The 15,696-nt window shown below is 47.8% G+C and carries 12 protein-coding genes and 2 tRNA genes; 9 read left to right on the top strand and 5 right to left on the bottom strand.

Going from position 1 to position 15,696, the window contains the following annotated elements:
• Positions 1 to 21: 21 nt before the first annotated feature.
• Entirely contained in the window at positions 22 to 2,466 is a 2,445-nt protein-coding gene (locus LHL18_RS01515) for a TonB-dependent receptor domain-containing protein (RefSeq protein ID WP_226765483.1), read from the top strand.
• A gap of 50 nt (positions 2,467 to 2,516) precedes the next feature.
• Here LHL18_RS01515 and LHL18_RS01510 read toward each other — a convergent pair whose 3' ends face one another.
• The 3 genes from LHL18_RS01510 to LHL18_RS01500 form a co-directional block, all read right to left on the bottom strand.
• Positions 2,517 to 3,986: a protein adenylyltransferase SelO gene (locus tag LHL18_RS01510; RefSeq protein WP_226765482.1), complete on the bottom strand. Its 1,470-nt coding sequence runs from the start codon at positions 3,984 to 3,986 to the stop codon at positions 2,517 to 2,519.
• 289 nt (positions 3,987 to 4,275) lie between these two features.
• Positions 4,276 to 4,352 (bottom strand) — tRNA-Met (locus LHL18_RS01505).
• A gap of 65 nt (positions 4,353 to 4,417) precedes the next feature.
• Positions 4,418 to 4,494: transfer RNA gene (locus LHL18_RS01500), tRNA-Met, on the bottom strand.
• Between the two features lie 203 nt (positions 4,495 to 4,697).
• On the opposite strand from LHL18_RS01500, the gene rlmKL reads away from it, so the two are divergent.
• The 5 genes from rlmKL (at position 4,698) to rmf (ending at position 11,200) form a co-directional block, all read left to right on the top strand.
• Positions 4,698 to 6,812, top strand: a complete 2,115-nt coding sequence (rlmKL, locus tag LHL18_RS01495; RefSeq protein ID WP_226765481.1) for a bifunctional 23S rRNA (guanine(2069)-N(7))-methyltransferase RlmK/23S rRNA (guanine(2445)-N(2))-methyltransferase RlmL — start codon at positions 4,698 to 4,700, stop codon at positions 6,810 to 6,812.
• A gap of 1 nt (position 6,813) precedes the next feature.
• A complete protein-coding gene (locus tag LHL18_RS01490) occupies positions 6,814 to 7,050 on the top strand; it encodes a glutaredoxin family protein (RefSeq protein WP_226765480.1) in 237 nt (78 codons plus the stop codon).
• Complete coding sequence (uup, locus tag LHL18_RS01485) at positions 7,050 to 8,951, top strand: ATP-binding cassette ATPase Uup (RefSeq protein WP_134054676.1); 1,902 nt, start codon at positions 7,050 to 7,052, stop codon at positions 8,949 to 8,951. Before LHL18_RS01490 ends, uup begins: the two co-directional genes overlap by 1 nt.
• A gap of 23 nt (positions 8,952 to 8,974) precedes the next feature.
• Positions 8,975 to 10,750, top strand: a complete 1,776-nt coding sequence (locus LHL18_RS01480) for a DUF3466 family protein (protein WP_226765479.1) — start codon at positions 8,975 to 8,977, stop codon at positions 10,748 to 10,750.
• Positions 10,751 to 11,017: 267 nt separating this feature from the next.
• A complete protein-coding gene (gene rmf, locus LHL18_RS01475) occupies positions 11,018 to 11,200 on the top strand; it encodes a ribosome modulation factor (protein WP_008221477.1) in 183 nt (60 codons plus the stop codon).
• Between the two features lie 87 nt (positions 11,201 to 11,287).
• On the opposite strand, the gene fabA is transcribed toward rmf, so the two are convergent.
• Positions 11,288 to 11,800: a bifunctional 3-hydroxydecanoyl-ACP dehydratase/trans-2-decenoyl-ACP isomerase gene (gene fabA / locus LHL18_RS01470; protein WP_134054679.1), complete on the bottom strand. Its 513-nt coding sequence runs from the start codon at positions 11,798 to 11,800 to the stop codon at positions 11,288 to 11,290.
• 144 nt (positions 11,801 to 11,944) lie between these two features.
• On the opposite strand from fabA, the gene LHL18_RS01465 reads away from it, so the two are divergent.
• From LHL18_RS01465 to LHL18_RS01455, 3 genes are all read left to right on the top strand, one after another.
• Positions 11,945 to 12,202, top strand: coding sequence for a hypothetical protein (locus tag LHL18_RS01465; RefSeq protein WP_134054681.1), 258 nt, complete (start codon positions 11,945 to 11,947; stop codon positions 12,200 to 12,202).
• A 76-nt stretch (positions 12,203 to 12,278) separates the two neighbouring features.
• Complete coding sequence (locus LHL18_RS01460) at positions 12,279 to 13,136, top strand: 6-carboxytetrahydropterin synthase (RefSeq protein WP_226765478.1); 858 nt, start codon at positions 12,279 to 12,281, stop codon at positions 13,134 to 13,136.
• Complete coding sequence (locus LHL18_RS01455; RefSeq protein WP_226765477.1) at positions 13,099 to 13,914, top strand: M23 family metallopeptidase; 816 nt, start codon at positions 13,099 to 13,101, stop codon at positions 13,912 to 13,914. Before LHL18_RS01460 ends, LHL18_RS01455 begins: the two co-directional genes overlap by 38 nt.
• Here the strand turns inward: LHL18_RS01455 and LHL18_RS01450 are convergent.
• A complete protein-coding gene (locus LHL18_RS01450; protein ID WP_226765476.1) occupies positions 13,901 to 15,673 on the bottom strand; it encodes a M61 family metallopeptidase in 1,773 nt (590 codons plus the stop codon). The two genes, LHL18_RS01455 and LHL18_RS01450, sit on opposite strands and share 14 nt — an antisense overlap.
• Positions 15,674 to 15,696: the final 23 nt, after the last annotated feature.

The raw sequence follows: 15,696 nt of genomic DNA, 5'->3' as shown, positions 1-15,696 counted from the left end.
AATCAACACGGGAGCTAGACGATGAAACAACATATTAAACTTGCGTATCTGGCATTAGCCGTTAGCCTGGCGCTTAATACTGCTTATGCGCAAGAACAGCAAATGGCATCAACTGATACGCAAAACACGACAAGCACAGAAGCACAGTCGCAAGCAGGTGAAAGCGCTTCTGGTTTAGGTTTTGAGCGTATCGTAGTCACCGGTGCAGTATCACGTAATCAAACCGTGATGCAATCCAGTGTGTCTGTCAGTAGCTTAACGCCTGCTGATATTGAAATTGCTACGCCGCGCAGCACAGCTGAGATTTTTCGCATGTTACCAGGGGTGCGCAGCGAGTCGACCGGCGGTGAGGGTAATGCCAATATTGCGGTACGCGGTTTACCTGTCGCATCAGGCGGGGCAAAGTTTTTAGCCTTACAAGAAGATGGCTTACCTGTGCTGCAGTTTGGCGACATTGCCTTTGGTAATGCCGATATCTTTTTGCGCGCTGATGCTACCTTATCGCGCTTAGACGTGATACGCGGCGGTTCAGCCAGCACCGCGGCCAGTAATTCTCCCGGCGGTATTATTAATTTTGTCAGTAAAACCGGTGAAGCGGGTGGTGGTAGCCTTGCCATTACCTCAGGTTTAAATTACGACAGTTTTCGTACTGATTTTGAATATGGTGGTGACTTAAATAGCGATACCCGGTTTCATGTTGGCGGTTTCGTCCGCCAGGGCGAGGGTGTGCGTGATCCTGGTTACCAGGGCGAGACCGGCTATCAGTTAAAAGCCAACCTGACCCGTGAATTTAACAGCGGTTATGTTCGTTTGTATGTTAAGCACTTAAATGATAAAGCCGCCAGCTATATGCCGATGCCTATGTTGGCAGATGGCAGCTCCGTTGAGGGCTTTGATGCGCAGCGGGATACCTTGCAGTCAGCTTATTTAACCCAGACTGTACGGTTAAATGGTGATAACCAGATATCACGTGGTGATGTGCGTGATGGCATGAACCCTGAAATAAATAGCGTTGGCGTTGAGGCAGTATTTGATTTATCGGAAGGCTGGACACTGGAAAACCGTTTTCGTATCAGTGATGTCAGCGGTAACTTTAATACTCTGTTTCCGGCAGAGGTCGGTAACACTCAGCAAATTGCCGACAGTATTGCTGGCAGCGGTGCAACGGTAAGTTATGCTGTTGGGCCAAATGCAGGTAGCGTTTATAACGGTGCTAATGCAATGCGTATTCATACCTTCGATGTTGAAATCAATGATTTTGGCTCCATCGTCAATGATCTCAAGTTATCCCGCCGCTTTGGTGATGTTGATGTTAATGTCGGTTACTACGTTGCCGATCAGAACATCAGCATGTCCTGGTTATGGAACAGTTACTTTATGGCGTTGAAAGGCGATAATGCTGAACTGTTAAACGTTAACGCACAGGATGGTACAGCGTTTTCAGAGCAGGGCTTATTGGCGTACGGTGTGCCTTTTTGGGGCAACTGCTGCCAGCGCAACTACGACACTAGCTACAGTATCAAAGCACCTTATGCTGGTGTTAGCTGGGCGAAAGACAAACTGTCACTTGATGCCAGCATTCGCCGTGATATCGGTTCAGCAGACGGCACATACGCAGGCGCAGCACAAGCATCGCGAGATATGAACAACGATGGCGTGATAAGTCAGGTTGAACAAAGTGTATCCGGTATCGACCTTGCCAACCCTAGCCTGGTCAATTACAGCTGGGGTTACAACTCGTATTCCGTCGGTGCCAATTACCAGTTCGATAATGATTGGGCGGTATTTGCCCGCATTAGTAAAGGTGGACGCGCCAATGCCGATCGCTTGCTGTTTGGTAAAGTTAACGCCGATGGTAGCGTGGCAAAACAAGATGCAGTAGATGAAGTCACACAATACGAATTTGGTAGTAAAAGCCGTCATGGCAACTTAAATGTGTTCGCTACTGCATTTTTTGCCGAAACAGAAGAGCAGAACTTTGAAGCTACCAGCCAGCGTTTCTTTGACCGCGTATACAAAGCGCAAGGTGTTGAACTTGAAAGCAGCTATCGTTTGGGCGATCTGGAATTGCGTGGTGCTGTTACATTAACCGACGCTGAGATCAGCAAAGACGCGCTAAGCCCAGAGCTGGAAGGCAATACGCCTCGTCGTCAGGCTGATATGTTGTACAGTTTAATGGCACGTTACTATCTGGATAAAGCGCAGCTGGGCTTCAGTGTTATTGGTACCAGTGATGCTTATGCGCAGGATAATAACGATCTAAAATTCAGCGGTTATGCTCAGGTGAATGTCTTCGCCAGTTACGAGCTAGCCGAAAACTTACAGTTATCAGCTAACATCAACAACCTGTTTGATGAGGTTGGTATAACAGAAGCGGAAGAGGGTTCGGTTCCGGCAAATGGTATTATCCGCGCCCGCACTATCAATGGTCGCACCGCTTCAGTGGGTTTACGTTATCAGTTCTAACAGGATTGTCTGTCTTACAAATACAACCCCGCATAAGCGGGGTTTTGTTGTCAGGTGCCACAAAAAGTATTACTTATACACTGCTCAGCTGTTGGTGGCTGCGCCAGATCTGCAGTTTCAGCACTGAGTTCAAATGGTGTTTTGAGGGCTTTATGCAAGCGGTTAAACAGTGATAAATCCCCATCATTAGCTGCATGTTCCAGCGCTTTGGCTATCTGGTGATTACGCGGGATCAGTGCCGGGTTAACCTTATTCATTTGCAGCGCAATATCCGCTGTGCTCACACCTTGCTCAGCCAATCGTTTATGCCAGCGTATCGCCCAGTCTTGCCAGCCGTTGTTATCGGCAAACAAGCCAGCGGCACCGGCACTGCTATCAGTAACGGACTGGCTTAACAACCGGAACGCCAGCGTAAAGTCTGCATTGTTTTTTACCATTAATGTCAGATAATCGCGGATCAGTGGTTCATCAGTGGCGACGGGCTCTGTAATTCCCAACTTAATACCCATCAGACGGCGAAACTCTGTTTCATTTAGCATGTTGAACTGCTGTAGTGCCTGTGTTGCCAACTCGACAGCCCGCTCAGCATTTTCACTGACAAGTGGCAGTAAGGTTTCGGCAAAGCGGGCTAAATTCCAACTGCCTATTTTGGGCTGATTACCCCAGGCATAACGCCCCTGAGTATCAATAAAACTATACACTTGCGCCGGATTAAAGCTGTCCATAAAGGCACAGGGACCATAATCAATCGTTTCACCGGTGATGCTCATATTGTCGGTATTCATTACACCGTGAATAAAGCCTAAGCTCATCCATTGTGCTATTAACGCAGCCTGCGCAGCGACTATTGCCTCCAGTAACGCCAGATAGGGTGTATCTGAATCAGCACAGGCAGGGTAATGCCTTGCAATCACATAATCTGCAAAGGTTTTAAGTTTCACCGTATCGCCCCGTGCTGCCAAATACTGAAAGCTGCCAATACGAATGTGGCTTTTGGCCACGCGGGTGATAATGGCGCCGGGTTCTGCCGTTTCGCGCTGCACCCAGTCGCCGGTTAACACGGCAGCTAAAGCGCGTGTGGTTGGTACCCCCAGCGCATGCATAGCTTCACTCACCAGATATTCCCGTAGCACAGGGCCAAGCGGCGCACGACCATCACCCCTGCGTGAGAACGGCGTTTGGCCGGCACCTTTTAGCTGAAGGTCAAACAACTGCCCATTAACATCTTCAAGCTCTGCCAGCAGCAAGGCGCGACCATCGCCTAATTGCGGTACAAAGTTGCCAAACTGATGGCCGGCATAAGCATGTGCTACTGGCTTGGCCCAATCCGGTAGCTGGTTACCGCTAAACAAGCCCAGACCGGTATCAGTGCCCCAGAACACTTCTGGAATCTGTAGTTGTGCGGCAAGTTCAGGGTTAAATGCCAGCCATTGCGGTGCAGAAACCCTGGTTGGTGAGCAACTTAATGAATAAGGTTCGCCAAGTTGGGCGAGGCTGTGCTTAGGATTAAACTTGGGCATGCTGTTTCACTGCTACGGTACAAAAGACTGTCAGTGTACAGGGGGAGTATTTCAGATACAAAAAAACTGCCTTTTAAGCCGGCCTTTAAGTTGGTTACGGGAGCCCTGATCTTTATGAAGAGCGAACCGACGACCTTCGGGTAGTTGAATTTCAGGCACAAAAAAACCAGCTTAATGCTGGCTTAGATGCTGGTTACGGGAGCCCTGATCTTTATGAAGAGTGAACCGACGACCTTCGGGTAGTTGAATTTCAGGCACAAAAAAACCAGCTTAATGCTGGCTTAGATGTTGGTTGCGGGAGCCGGATTTGAACCGACGACCTTCGGGTTATGAGCCCGACGAGCTACCAGGCTGCTCCATCCCGCGTCCGTGATATTACAACTGAGCAGTGGTTGTAATATGTTGATTTGCAATGCCGTTCAACTAAAAGTTGGTTGCGGGAGCCGGATTTGAACCGACGACCTTCGGGTTATGAGCCCGACGAGCTACCAGGCTGCTCCATCCCGCGTCCGTCATTGCGGGGCGCATCTTAGTGTTTTTACTTTAGCCATGCAAGCCCTTACTCAGTTTTATTTTACTTAAAGCAGTTAACTGCCGCTTTCTTAAGCAAAGTGCGGTTTTAAGCGGCATTATGGTGGCAAGAAAAAAGCACACCTGATAAAGCAGTGGTTCTGCTATACTGTGCGCCATTTTTGTTTCGGGTGTAATGCAATGCTGCAATTCTGGGCGTTAACGTCTAAAGGGGTAGAAGAGTTGCTGGCGGATGAAATTCGTCAGCATGGTGGAGACGTCATTAAAGTGACGATGGGCGTGGTGCGGTTTAGTGCCGATTTACGCAGCGCCTATATGCTGTGTTTATGGTCGCGTCTGGCTACCCGTGTCTTGCGCCTTATTCAGTCTGAGCCGGTTACGGCTGATAGCGACTTGTATCAGGTGGCAGGTAAAATTGACTGGTTACAGCATATGGCCCTGCGTAATACGCTGGCGGTAGAGTGCGTTGGCAAGCATCCGAAAATTGATAATACCCAGTTTGGCGCCATTCGTTTAAAAGATGCGATAGTCGATCAATTCCGCGAAGAAACCGGCAATCGCCCAGATGTTGACCGCATGAACCCGGATGTGCGCTTTCAGGTGCGGTTAGATAAAGCACATTTTCATTTTTTACAGGATTTCTCTGGCCCGTCGCTGCATCAGCGTGGTTATCGCGCTGGCCAGGGCGATGCGCCGTTGAAAGAGCATTTGGCAGCGGCGTTAATCAAACGCTCAGGCTGGCAGCCAGAGCAGCCGTTTTTTGACCCGTTTTGTGGCAGTGGCACCTTAGTGATCGAAGCTGCATTGATAGCGCTGAACCGGGCTCCGGGGCTCAGCCGTGAGAAATTTGCCTTTGAAGGCTGGCCTGGTCACCGCGAAGCTATATGGCAGCAACTTCGCACCGAAGCTAAAGCGGCAGCTAAGCCCGTGGCAAAAGAGGTTAAATTCTGGGGTTCGGATACTGATGAGCGCAGCCTGACCAAAGCGCGGCACAATGCTCAGCAAGCAGGTATTTCAGCGATGGTGCAGTTTAGCCATCAGGATGCGACAGCTTTGAGCATGGCAGTATCGGCACAGCCTGGTGTGATCGTCACCAATCCGCCATATGGTGAGCGTTTGGGCGATTTGCCCTCGTTAATTCCGCTTTACAGCAAGTTTTCACTGGCACTTAAGCGACACTATGCTGGCTGGCGTTTAGCTATTATTACCTCTAATACCGACCTGCTCAGGGCTCTACGCTTATCAAAAACCAAAAGCTATAAATTCACTAACGGTCCGCTAGATTGCGACTTTACATTGTTTGATCTGACTGACAAGCAAGTCGCCGTAAGTTCAGATGCGCCAGCGCTGTTTTTCAGCGAAAGTAGCTCCTTTGGTAACCGTTTAGCGAAAAACCTGAAACAACTGCAAAAGTGGGCCAATAAAGAAGGTTTAAGCTGCTATCGGCTATATGATGCGGATATTCCGGAATATAACGTCGCGGTAGACTGGTACGATGGCGAAGTAGTGGTACACGAATATGCGGCGCCAGGTACGGTGGATGAACAGGTATCGCAAAAACGCTTATTTGATGTGGTAAATCAGGTACCGCAAGTGCTTGGTATCAGTTCGGACAAGATGATACTTAAGGTGCGAGAGAAACAAAAAGGCACATCGCAGTATCAGGCGCTGAATAAGGCTGGTCAGTATAAAGAAGTCAGTGAGTACGGTGCTAAGTTTCTGGTAAACCTGCGCGACTATTTAGATACCGGTTTGTTTTTAGATCATCGCATCACCCGCCGTCTGATCCAGCAGCAAGCCAGCGGCAAAAGCGTTTTAAACCTGTTTGCCTATACCGGCAGTGCGTCTGTACACGCTGCTATTGGTGGTGCAAGTAGTGTGACGACGGTTGATATGTCCAATACCTACCTTGATTGGGCGAAGCGTAATTTCACAGTGAATGGCTTGCAAGGCAAACAATATCAGTTTGAACAGGCCGACTGTTTGCAGTGGCTAAGCCGTTGTCGCAATCAGTTTGATTTGATTTTTGTCGACCCGCCGACGTTTTCAAACTCGAAACGGATGCAGGACAGTTGGGATGTGCAGCGCGATCATGTGAAATTGCTTAACTTACTAACGCCACGCCTGGCACCGGGTGGCAAGGTAATATTCTCCAATAATAAACGTCGGTTTAAAATTGATATGCAAGCACTTAATGATGCTGGCTGGCAGGTAAAAGATATCTCGGCAGCGACTCTGCCGGAAGATTTTAAGCGCAACGTGCATATTCATGTCTGTTTTGAGCTGACGCGCTAGTATGCAGCCAGAGCTGATTTTATATAGTACTTGGGGCTGTCATTTATGCGACGAAGCGGAACAGCTATTAAAGCACGTGACAACAATTCAGAAGTACAGGGTAGTGGACATCGTTGATGATGAGCAGGCATTTACCCGCTTCCGTGTGTCGATACCTGTGCTGAGCTTTGGCGAGAAAGAATTGTGCTGGCCGTTTGATGCGGCACAGCTTACAACCTGGTTAAAGGATATTAGGTAGTGGAATTATTACGTTTTCAACAGGCCTGTCTGGCATTCGGCACTCATCCCATTTTAGATCATGTTGATTTCAGTTTATTTAGTGGCGAGAGAGTGTGTTTGGTCGGCCGAAACGGTGCGGGCAAGTCTTCATTTTTAAAATTGCTGACTGGTCAGCAGAATCTGGATGACGGCCAAATTGTCGTCAATACCGGTGTGATAATCAGTCGTTTAGAGCAAGACCCTCCGGCAAAAATGGACGTGAAAATTGCAGATTTTATTCGTGAAGGCGCTGGTGATTTAGCTGACAAGTTGCAGCAGTTTTATACGTTATCAGAGAATTTAGACGGTGCCAGTGATGCAGACTACCGATTATTTGAACAACTGCAAGCCGAGATGGATACCCGCGACGGTTGGGGGTTGGAAGCCCGTGTTATCGATTTGTGCCAACAATTTGAGATGAACCCGGATGCCAGTTTAGCGACATTGTCAGGCGGGTGGCTGCGTAAAGCGGCGCTGGCAAGGGCCTTGATAGCGAAACCCGACATTCTGTTGCTGGATGAACCGACTAACCACCTGGATGTTGCGGCTATTCAGTGGCTGGAGCAGTTTTTACTGAATTTTTCTGGCGCCATTATTTTTATCTCGCACGACAGGGCGTTTATCCGTGCACTGGCCAGCCGTATTATTGATTTAGACCGCGGTCAGCTAACATCACACCCCGGTAACTATCAGGAATATCTTGACCGTAAACAAAAAATGCTTGAAGACGAGCAGCAGCATAATGCACTGTTTGATAAAAAGCTGGCAGAAGAAGAAGTCTGGATCCGGCAGGGCATTAAAGCCCGGCGTACCCGCAATGAAGGTAGAGTAAGAGCGCTAAAGGCGCTAAGGCGTGAACGTGCCGAGCGTGTTGAGACCTTAGGTAAGGTTGATTTTAATATCGAACAGTCCGATCGTTCCGGTAAGCTGGTGTTTGAAACTAAGGCTGTCAGTTGCAGTTTTGATGGTAAAACTATTATCGACAAGCTGGATTTACTGGTGATGCGTGGTGACAGAGTTGCGCTGGTAGGCCCTAACGGTGTCGGTAAATCAACGTTGATTAAGCTGTTACTCGGCGATTACAAGCAACAGAGTGGTGACATTAAGCGCGGTACTAATCTGGACGTGGCATATTTTGATCAGCACAGGATGGCACTGGATTTAGAGTCTACCGTGCAAGACAACGTTGCTGAAGGTAAGCAGGAAATTACCCAGAACGGCAAAACACGGCATGTGCTTAGCTATCTGCAGGACTTTTTATTTCCACCGGCACGTGCCCGCACCCCGGTAAAAGCGTTGTCAGGCGGCGAAAAAAACCGTTTATTACTGGCAAAGTTGTTTGCCAGACCCAGTAACTTACTGATCCTCGATGAACCAACCAATGATTTGGACGTTGAAACACTGGAGCTGCTGGAAGATATTCTTCAGCAATATCAAGGCACAGTGCTGCTGGTCAGCCACGACCGCGAGTTTGTTAATAATACTGTGACCAGTTCACTGCTGTTCGCCGGAGCGGGGCGTATAGTGGAAATTGCAGGCGGTTATGATGACGTAATTGCGTATCAGCAACGCCAGCAAACCATTGCTGCGCCTTCACAAAAGGTGACAAAGAGCGAACAAACTATTACAGAACGAACACCCGCTGCAACTGTTGCCAATAGCAGCAAAAAGTTATCATACAAAGAACAACGTGAACTGGAACAACTGCCAGCGCTTATTGAGCAGTTGGAAACAGAGCTTGAAGCTTTGCAGACAACTGTGAATAATGCAGAGTTTTTTAAACAAAATGCCGAGTATACCCAGGCTACGTTGAACCAATTACAACAGACCGAGTCGAAGCTGGCGCAAGCGTACGCGCGCTGGGAAGAATTAGACGCATAAGAAGTAAAATTTAGGGGCCCCGAATGAAGTTATCTCGCATCAGCCTGGCGATACTGCCGCTGTTAAGTCTGTGTTCTGTGCAAGCGGCTGTTTATAACGTCGTGGAAGTTGGCGAAGTAGCTGAGTTGAAATCGACTTATGCGTCGGCAATAAATGATGCAGGCGATGTTGTTTTTAACGGCGCGATTAAGGTGACGGAAACACCGATTGGTACAGGTACACAGGTAACGGTATTTGAGTATTACAATTTTCCGATCCGGCTGGAAGAAATAGACTTTGAAAATGAAGATGTGCAGGCATTTTTTACTGACGAGCAATTGGCAGACATTTCAAACGGTAATATAGACGCTGATATTCAGAATATTCTGCTGCGGATTAACCCAACCAACCAGCCTATAGGCAACTCAATTGGTTATTTACGGGCAGGTAATGCTGAGCCTGAGAATCTGGTGATGGTTGATAGCTCGCTGACTCGCGGCAATAGCGAGTATTTTTACGGTATAAATATATCGGGAGTAGTCGTTGGTACTGCGACCAGCCCTTTTACCCGCCAAAGTTTTACACCTGAAGCGACAGAAGATACGCCAGACCCTGAAACGGTAGAACGTTGGGTGGCTGATTTGCCTTATCAAAGCGCTGCAGCGGTTGTAGCCGGTAGTGCCATTCCACTGCCACCGCCATACACCGAGTATGGTGGCGGCGTAAGCGCAGCAAATAATATCAGTGACAATGGTATAGTCGCCGGCTTTGGTAGTATTGGTTTAGTCGAGGAAGCCATTGAAACAATTGAAGAAAACTGCGATGGTGCTAATCAACCGATAAACACCTGCTATTACAATTACCATACGAGTAGCAGTACGTCTCCCGGCGCATATAACCAACAACTGGATTCATTTGGTTATACCCAACGTGGGTTATTGTGGCAGCTAAATGGCAGTTCAGTCTCTGCGCCTACGGTTTTGGGCTTTTTGGGTGATAAAAATAGCCAGGCTGCACACAATAAAGAGGGGATCAGACCGATCAACTACTCTAGTCAGGCATTTGATGTAAACAATTCGGGTGTGGCAGTAGGTGTGTCTTTATACAGCGACTCAGACAGAGCGGCTGTGACGACGGACCAGATTTATCGTACAGAACATGCGACCTTGTTTGTTGAGGGGGAAGCATTGCCAATGGTCGACGCAACCGAGTGGCAAAACAGCAGAGCTGTGGCAATTAACAATAATGATATTGCTGTAGGTTATGCTATTAAAACGATTAACAGTGCTAATCGCAGTAAATTATTTTATTACGATTATCCGGCAGATAAGGTAACTTTTGTTACCGGGTTTTTCTCAAGTTCTACAACAGTTCCGCATGCCATTAACGATAGTAATCAGGTCGTTGGTAGTGCAGAGGTTATTATTGCCGGTACCACCACACGGCGGCGGCATGGCTTTATCTATGATATCGAAAGCGATAATTTCAGAGATCTGAATACGCTGATAGCCTGTGATTCACCGTACACGGTGGTTGAAGCTAATGACATTAATAATAACGGTGTTGTTCTTGCTACCGCCATAGTAAGCAGAGAAGCGCGGGATGTTATGGGTGATGTCGTAGTCGACACGCAAGGCAATCCTGTTATGGAAGAAGTGACTACGACTGTAAAGCTGCAGCCTGTTGCTAACGGAGAACCTGAAGACTGTGCAGCTAATGATCAAGAGTATGAGCGTAACGGCGGTAGTACAGGCCTCGGCAGTTTGATGATGGGCGCTGCGCTACTTTGGTGGCGTAGACGACGTTCAGCAAGTCTGTAAAGATAGAAATAAAGCTGCTTCGGCAGCTTTATTTTTACATATCAGCTTATTGCATTAGCGAGCTATAAGAAGCCAGTTTTATAGTGTAATTAGATATAAATAAATTTGTCATCAAATCTTAAACAACTTCAGATCGTTAGGCTTTGTCAAGCGATTAATCTACTCGTTTTAGATTGAACCTTTATCCTCTGTCAGCTATCAATAAAAAGGTAACCGCGAACGATATTGCGGTTATTTTTATCACATAAAGTTGAGGAAGACTGCCGTATGAAAAGACAAAAACGTGATCGTCTGGAACGTGCTCATGCTCAAGGTTATCGTGCCGGTGTAACCGGACGGTCAAAAGAAATCTGCCCATATCAAAGTTTAGATACGCGCTCGCAATGGCTTGGAGGGTGGCGCGAGGCGATTGAAGATCGCAGTGTAGGTTTGTTTAATAAAGGCCAGTAATCAACGTTATTTTGAATAGGAATGAAAAAAGCCCCGGCATCATAAATCAACGGGGCTTTTGTCATTCTGTAAAACAGTATTATGAATTTAGAAACTGGATGTATCCTGAAACAGGCCAACTTTCAAATCAGTTGCTGCATAAATATCCCGGCCATCCACACTGACCACACCATCTGCGATACCCATGAACAGCTTGCGCTTAATCACTCTTTTCATATTGATGGTATAAGTAACTTTTTTGGCGGTCGGTAGGATTTGCCCGGTAAATTTGACTTCACCAACGCCTAGAGCACGGCCTTTGCCAGGACCACCAGACCAACCTAAGAAAAAACCAACAAGCTGCCACATGGCATCTAAACCAAGACAGCCAGGCATCACAGGATCGCCTTTGAAGTGGCAGGCGAAAAACCATAAATCCGGTGTAATATCCAGCTCAGCAATAATTTGCCCTTTGCCATACAAACCGCCTTCTTCAGAAATATGAATAACGCGATCCATCATCAGCATATTATCAGAAGGTAACTGGCTATTTCCTTCGCCGAACAGTTTACCTTCACCGCAGGCAATCAAATCTTCTTTTGTAAAGCTATTCTTAGTCATGTATGTTTAATCCAGTGAAAATGCCGGGCCACTTTAGCGAACACTTGTACGCTAAACAAGTCCGATTTGTGAGAAGCATCAAATTACTTTCTAGCCTGTTTCAGGCTGAAGGGTATGACAAGGTTATTGCTAAAGAGTGACAGCATGACGAATTCAACTGGAAAAGCCCTGACAAATGCAGAGAAACAGCAGCGTTATCGAGACAAACAAAAGCAATCCGGTAAAAAGGAACTAAGAGGGTATCTGACGCCCGAAGCGCTTAGCTGCTATGAAGAGATCCAGCAGAAAACAGACTGGAACGACAGCACTTTACTGAGTAATGCTATTCGGCTGATGTATGCCGCACATAAATGTGGTCAGGTGGGTATTTTAAACAGTTGGTTGACCGAGCATAAACGGTGAATCCCGCTGCGGTTTACTGTTGTGATGCGCCAATCAACGGTATAATACGGGCAGTTTTGGTAAAAGAGTTCAGCTGATGATTTTGTTTGTTCGGGATTTAACCGTTATCGATTTTTCTTACCTGTGCGAAAAGCGTGGCATGCTCGGTGAAAGTTATATCGTTGACGTTGAGTTACACGGAGATCTCGATGATGTCTCTATGGTGCTGGATTTTAGCAACGTTAAAAAGGTCATCAAGAAGGCGATAGATCAACTGGTTGATCATAAGTTAGCGCTACCCGCACAGTCTGCAGCCTTGCAATCCGGTATCTCAGCTTCGACCCATGTGTTGCGTTTCGAAAGTCAGCGCGGTGTTATCCAGATGGCCGCACCAGAGCAGGCTGTGGTAGCCATTCCTGCGGCAAAAATAGATGAGCACAGTGTTAGTGACTATCTACAGCAGTGCATTAAGCCCTTACTGCCGGCAAATGTTGAGAAGCTGGTTTTGTCGCTAAGAGCTGAGCAAAGCTCTGGTTTTTATTATCATTACAGCCATGGTCTGAAAAAACACGATGGCAATTGCCAGCGTATCGCGCATGGCCACCGTTCTACCATCCAGATATACACTGACAATATGCTATCGCCCAGGTTGAACAAATACTGGTGTGAGCGCTGGCAAGACATTTATTTGGGTACGGCGGAAGATTTATGTCAGCCACAGCAGCTGCAGCATCTGACAGCTGATAATGACGGGTATAACTTTCATTATCAGGCCGCACAGGGCTGGTTTGAGCTTACTATGCCTAAGAAGCATTGTGAAATCATCAGTTGTGACACAACAGTTGAATGTCTGGCTGAATATATCGCTGCTGAGCTGAAGCAGCTCGATAATACCAAACAGTATAAGGTTGTTGCTTATGAAGGCGTGGGTAAAGGCGCTGTCGCTTTTAGCTAGTATCAGTAATCCATTGCTTGCACAGCCGGATGTGCAGTTGCAGGGCTCTTTTAGCCAGGGCAGCCTGATACGGGGGCAGACGGCTCCTGGTACCGAGGTATTTTTTAACGGCCAACCACTTCCTGTCAGCTCAGACGGTCAGTTTGTATTTGGCGTGGGCCGTGATGCACCGGAAGAGCACAAACTGACGTTGCAGGCTGGGGCTGAGCAGCAGGTTAAAACATTACATTTCAAAAAGCGTCAGTATGATATTCAGCATGTTAATGGCGTGGCACAAAAGTATGTTACTCCGCCTGATGCGGTAACAGAGCGTATCAGGCAGGATAATGCCAGAGTGCGAAAGGCAAGAGAAACACAGTCTGATTTACCATTTATTTTCGATACGCCAAAGATGCCGGCCGTGGGACGGGTATCCGGAGTCTATGGTAGCCAACGGGTATTCAACGGTGAGCCGCGTAATCCACATTACGGCTTGGATATCGCTGCGCCTGTCGGAGCGCCGGTAATCGCGCCATTAAGCGGTACCGTGCTGCTGGCGGAAGATCTGTATTACTCAGGCCTCACACTTATTATTGATCACGGCTTTGGTATCAGCTCTACCTTTATGCACCTTAGTAAGTTTAATGTTGCGGTTGGCGATTCAGTGCAGCAAGGACAACGTATTGCTGAGGTTGGTGCCAGCGGCAGGGTAACCGGTGCCCATCTGGACTGGCGTATTAACTGGCATCAGGAGCGGCTTGACCCGGCATTGCTGCCGGGGCTGGTTATGGCTGAGTAGCCAGCCAGTTGCTGCATAAGGATGGATCGCTGATACGCAACACTGCCACTTCACGTTTTGAACGCTGCAGTGTCAGACTACATTGCAGCAAACGGTCTTTGCGGAAAAAATCAATTTTCACCGTACTGTTACTGGTGTACCGCTGTAGCAGCTGTGTAAAGTTGGCACTGGTTATCCTGCGGCCGTCCAGTGCCAGCAGTATATCACCGACCATTAAGCCAGCCTGATGTGCTGCATCGTTGTGATAAACATGGCTTAATTGCAATAAACCCTGTTGCTGTTTAGTCAGAGCCCCAATAAACAGCTGGTTGGTGTTGTCTGTTTCTCCACCCAGGTCGTCGGCGTGCTGCATTGGTCTTAACGTCAGCTCAAGACCCAGTGCAGGCAAATGCTCGGCCAGCGGTAAGGGGGCAGCATCGTCGAGCCATCTCTGGCAAATGGCGGCAAGATCTGAAAAGCCAAATTCCGTTAGTAGCTGCATCAGTGCATTATCAGGCGTACCACTGGCTAAATAACGCTGCCACAAGCCGGACACGACGTGCTGCAGCGTACTATCTTTTTGTCGCAAAGCCGCGTCAAGACAGAGCGCCAGTAATGCGCCTTTAGCATAGTAACTGGCAATAGCATTGACGGCGTTTTCGTCTTGCTTGTAAAACTTGGTCCAGGCGTTAAAGCTACTATCTGTAAGGCTTTGAACATTATCACTTGGGTTACGTGTAACCCTGGAGATAACCTTTTCCAGCGTTTTAACGTAGGTTTTGTCGTCAATCAGGCCAGATTTTACTAATGCCAGGTCATCAAAGTACGACGTAAACCCCTCATAGAGCCAAAGTTGCCGCGTATATTGCTCATTAGATAGTGCATACTGCTGAAAAGCGGCAGGCTTTAAGCGTTTTACCCACCAGGTATGGAAGTATTCGTGACTACAAAGCGCCAGCAGATTTTGGTAGCTTTCGCTAATGGTTGGCAGATGTGGAACAGGTAAATCAGACCGGCTGCATAACAGTAACGTGGAATTCAGGTGCTCCAGACCGCCATAACCGTCTTCTGTTACCCAAAGCAGAAACCAGTAACTGCTCAGATCGTCTGGCAAAGCGCCGAACACAGCCAGCTGCTGCTGACAGATCCGCTGTAAGTCTTCAGCAAAACGAGTCAAATCGGTCTGATTATCGCCAGTGACAACCAGATAATGCGTAACGTCGGCGATAGTAAAGCTGCGCCAGCCAAAACGACCTAATAATAACGGGCCATCTATCAGTAGCTGATAGCCTTGTGCGGTATAACAGCCGAAACCGAGAAATTCAGTATCACTACTGCGATGCAAGCCGGTAGCAAGCCGCCAATCTATCGCAGCCTCAGCCTGTGGCTTGTTCACCTGCAGCTGGTGGGTTAACTCACGCTGTCCGCTCACTGCAAGGCACAAACAGGCAGGATTCAGTATGGCAACTTCGTCGTCAATATAGGCCGCTCTGACTGACAGGTCATAGGCGTAAAGCTGATAAACTACCGTTACGCGTTTGTTTTGGCAGCCAAGTAGCCAGCTTTGTTTATCCTGCTGCACTAAGTTCAATAAGCCAGAACTGTCTGAAGCTTCAATTGAGACTATGTTGCGTGCAAAGTCCCTTATCATATAGCTGCCTGGTATCCAGGCCGGTAACGTAAGCAGATGTGTCTCGTCTGTAGGCTCAAAACTTAACGTCACCGAAATAAGGTGGGCGGCAATGTCGATAATATCCAGCTGATATCTGACAGAATTCATAGCAATACTCTCTGACGCGTATT

The sequence above is a fragment of the Rheinheimera aquimaris genome, from assembly GCF_020531985.1.
GTDB classification, from domain to species: Bacteria; Pseudomonadota; Gammaproteobacteria; order Enterobacterales; family Alteromonadaceae; genus Alishewanella; species Alishewanella aquimaris.
The sequence above is the reverse complement of the archived record's forward strand: the minus strand, read 5'-3'. Positions and strand labels throughout refer to the sequence as shown.